The sequence below is a fragment of the Porphyromonas somerae DSM 23386 genome, from assembly GCF_000372405.1.
In the GTDB taxonomy this organism is placed as follows: domain Bacteria; phylum Bacteroidota; class Bacteroidia; order Bacteroidales; family Porphyromonadaceae; genus Porphyromonas_A; species Porphyromonas_A somerae.
Map to the genome: position 1 here is coordinate 1 of NZ_AQVC01000076.1, position 4,168 is coordinate 4,168.

Sequence of the window (4,168 nt, forward strand, 5' to 3'; positions counted from 1 at the left end):
CCTCATCCTCAGCGCCTTGCATCTCATCCTTCGTGCAAAGTCTCAGCACATTTGAAGCAAATGTGCGAGAATGGCACTTTGTGCAACATTCTCAATAGGGTCATTAACTTCAAATGCGTAGCCCTGCGAATCAGGATTATGAGACAAAAAATAGCAATCTCTCCTTAATACCCCTCCCAATTGCTCGGAATTGACTAATTTTGTATCGTATTCTGTTTGATAATGATATGAATAAAGATAGTATTCGGACCGTCCAACTGGTCCTCACCCCGCTTCTACTCCTCATAGGGATGCTCTATGGGTGTGCCAATCGTGTGGCTCCCGATGGAGGCCCATACGATGTTACGCCGCCAAAACTAGTCGGTGCGAAGCCCGAGGATAAGGCGCTCAATGTGACTAAAAAGAAGGTGGTGCTTACCTTTGACGAGTATGTTCAGATAAAGGACGTCTCTACCAAGGTAATCATCTCACCACCACAGCTCCAGCAACCAAAGATTATGGCGGTTGGAAAGCGGGTCACCGTTGCCTTGGAAGACGATTTAATACCCAATACCACCTACACCATTGACTTTACCGATGCCATTGTGGATAATAACGAAGGGAATCCTCTTGAAAACTTTTCTTACGCCTTTAGTACTGGCAATGAAATTGATACCATGGAGATCTCGGGTAAGGTACTCAATATCCGTAACCATGAGCCGATGCAAGGCCTATTGGTCGGAATACAGCCAGATAGTGCTGGTTGGAATGCCTTTACAGATACCACTCTTCTCCGCATGAGTCGCACGGGCGATAGAGCACAGTTTGTGATGCGAAATATCAAAGAGGGCAAGTATCGGGTCTACGCACTCAAGGAGAGCGATGGCAACTACCGACACGATATGCCTACGGAGGGGATTGCTTTCCTTGATAGCCTCATCACCACTACCAGTATGGCAAGCACACGGCAAGATACTCTTTGGGTGGATAGCCTCACGATTGATACCATTAAGACAGTACCCTACACCCGCTATCTGCCTGATGACTTGGTGCTCATGTACTACGAGCCACAGACACCACGGCGATATATCAGCAAGCGTGAGCGTCCCGATTCAATGCAGATAAAGCTCACTTTCAACCTGCTTCCAAAGGAGGGGATTGAGGTCAAGGCCTTGGAGCTAAAAGACTCCCTACTCAGGGAGGTAGAGGGCACTCCGCCTATTTACGATCTCAATCAGGAGAAGCACGAGGCCACTGCCTTCTTCACCGACCCACACTGGAAAGGAATTAATCAGTTTGTAGTTAGTTACCAATCGGTAGATAGTCTCAACTTGCCTACTCAGGTGAGCGATACCCTAAAACTGAATCTCCCTAAACCGCCAAAAAAAGAGACTAAAGAGGAAAAGGAGGAGACGAAAGAAAAGGACAAAAAGTCTAAGCTGACCATCAGGATAGAACACAAGGGCGATGGAGGGGTCAACGACTCCATACTCTTCCACACCTCACTGCCTATTGATACTACTGCCTTTAAGGCCTTTGAGCTATTCAATGCCAATGACAGTATCCTTAAGCCTCTGCCTATAGACTCTATCTGGATGCTTCCCGACCGAGCTACTAGCGGTATGATTAAGGCTCTCTTGCAATACAATACTTCGTACGAGCTCTACGTGGATAGTGCTAAGTTTGTTGATGTCTATGGACATCACCTTGCCGAGACTGCCGTTGATGCTTTCAAGACACAGCCCAAGGAGGAGTTTGCACAGCTCACTATTGATATTTCGGGCGTTGAGGGTCCCTTTATTGGCGAGCTATTAAGCACAGATGATAAGCCTATTCGCACCATTGTCACCGACCAGCCGAAGATACTATTTTCCGACCTAAAGCCACAGAAGTATGCCTTCCGACTGATCATTGATAGCAATGGCAATGGACAGTGGGATCCAGGTAGCTACCGCGATAGCATTCAGCCCGAGCAGGTCTACTATATGCCTAAGATATTGGAGGTGATGAAGAATTGGAAGGTAACCGAAACCTTTTCTCCACTTACTACACCTATAGACCAGCAAAAGCCAAAGGAGATGATCAAAAATAAACCGAAGGCAACAGAGCGGAAAGACCGCAACAAAGAGCGTGAAGAAGAACTGAAAAAGCGAAGAAGTGGCGCAGGCGACCAAGGCAATATGAACTCAATGGGTGGCATGGGCGGACTAGGTGGACTAGGCGGCATGATGCCAGCTGGTAGTCAGTACTAGCCACGTGTCGTGCAACCTTTATAAAAGAGGCGGAAGTGCACCTAGGTGTTCTCCCGCCTCTTCACGTATGTGACCGAGCCCGAATTCCGAAAGCAACGTAGCAGATTGCCTTCGTGCAACAGTCTCAGTTATAGACGCTCCACGCTCTTGACCCCGCTCACCTCTCGCACTGTTTTGAGGAGAGTATTCACCTGAGAAGGATTATGGAGGTGCAGATTAAGCAGAGCTTGAAAGAGTCCATCGGCCGACTTAATGCTGTAGTCTCGGAGAGTCACTCCCTCTACCGTTGCTACTTGATTGACCACCGAATGCACAATGCTCAGGTTGTCGTGCCCTACCACTCTCAGCACAATCTCCACTCCCTGCCTAGCATCTCCCTTCCAGCGCGCCTTGAGGATTCGATATCCGAAGCGATTAAACATATCTAGGGCATTGGGGCAGTCCATACGATGAATCTTTATTCCCGAGCGAGAGACAAAGGCAAAGATCCGGTCGCCATAAATCGGGTTACAGCACTTGGATAGCTGGTAATCGACGCCCGAGATGCCATTATCAATGGTCAGAATATTGTCATCCTCTTCCACTATCTTCTCAGCCTCTGTACGGGCAATGTATTTATCAGCTGATAAGGGACCCTCATCACTCCCTTGCGAAGGTGCCTCCTGAGCCTGCTTGTACTCATCAAGGAAAACATTGAGGTCTATCCGCCCTTCATTTACCTCGTGAAAGAATTCACTCGTCACCTTAAGCCCCTTTTTCTTCAAAAGGCGGACGAATAGTGCCTCATCATACTCCAGCTTGCGATTGCGCATACGTCGATGCATCTCCTCTTTGGTGATCGCGATGGCTCGCTCCGACTCCACTCGTAGAGCTTGGCGGATCTTGGAGCGTGCTTTACTGGTCACCACAAATCGGAGCCAATCGGCACTCGGTGTTTGGTTGGAGGAGGTATTGACCGAGACGGTATCGCCATTATTGAGGGGTTGCCGAATACTTACATTCCGCCCATTGACCTGGGCAGAGACCGTCTTCGCTCCTAACCCGCTATGGATAGCATAGGCGAAGTCGAGCACGGTTGCCCCCTTAGGGAGCTTCACCAAGTCTCCCTTAGGTGTAAAGACATAGATCTCCTCATCGTAGAGGTTCATCCTAAAGTTTTGGATCAGCTCCTCGGGGCTTGCCGACTTATTTTCCATCGCTTGCCGCACACTGGTCATAAAGTCATCTAGCCCCGTTTCACTCTTCACCCCCTTGTACCGCCAGTGAGCTGCCAGCCCCTTCTCAGCGATTTCATCCATACGCTCGGTGCGGATCTGCACCTCTACCCACTTCTGCTCTGGACCCATCACGGTGATATGGAGGCTCTCATACCCATTGCTCTTGGGTATGGAGAGCCAATCCTTTAGTCGCTTAGGATTGGGCTGAAACATATCGGTGATAATAGAGTAAGCTTTCCAGCATTGGCTCCGCTCTTCCTCAAGAGGAGCGTCAAGTATCACCCGGATGGCAAAGAGGTCGTAGATCGCTTCAAACTCTATCTTTTGCTTCACCAGTTTATTGCGGATCGATGAGATGGACTTTGTTCGTCCCTTAATAGAAAACTTCAAGCCCACCGCCTTCAGAGCCTTCTCTACAGGCTCTATAAACTTAGCGATATAGGCATCACGCGACCGCTTGGTCTCTGCTAGTTTATCTTTGATAAAGTTGTAGGTGCTTCTATCGGTGTACTTCAAGCACATATCCTCCATCTCACTCTTGATACTGTAAAGCCCCAGTCGGTGAGCCAAAGGTGCGAATAAAAAGGAGACCTCAATGCTGAGGTCGGCTTGTCCCTCGGCATCCAAATGTGGTTTCCTGAAAAAGGTTGACTCGGTTAATGTTACGTTGTTATTAATCCTGCTTTATGTTGACTTTCTAGCCTTTAGTCCTGTGAGGGG

Annotated in this window: 2 protein-coding genes; one reads left to right on the forward strand and one right to left on the reverse strand. The window is 48.6% G+C overall.

Annotated features, from left to right (window positions below):
* Positions 1-227: 227 nt before the first annotated feature.
* A complete protein-coding gene (locus A3GK_RS0109905) occupies positions 228-2,231 on the forward strand; it encodes an Ig-like domain-containing protein (RefSeq protein ID WP_018029292.1) in 2,004 nt (667 codons plus the stop codon).
* Positions 2,232-2,359: 128 nt separating this feature from the next.
* On the opposite strand, the gene A3GK_RS0109910 is transcribed toward A3GK_RS0109905, so the two are convergent.
* Positions 2,360-4,075, reverse strand: a complete 1,716-nt coding sequence (locus A3GK_RS0109910) for a RelA/SpoT family protein (protein WP_018029293.1) — start codon at positions 4,073-4,075, stop codon at positions 2,360-2,362.
* Positions 4,076-4,168 lie beyond the last annotated feature (93 nt).

Coding starts and splice junctions, on each gene's coding strand:
- A3GK_RS0109905 (WP_018029292.1), top strand. CDS start 228: ATGAATAAAGATAGTATTCGGACCGTCCAACTGGTCCTCACCCCGCTT.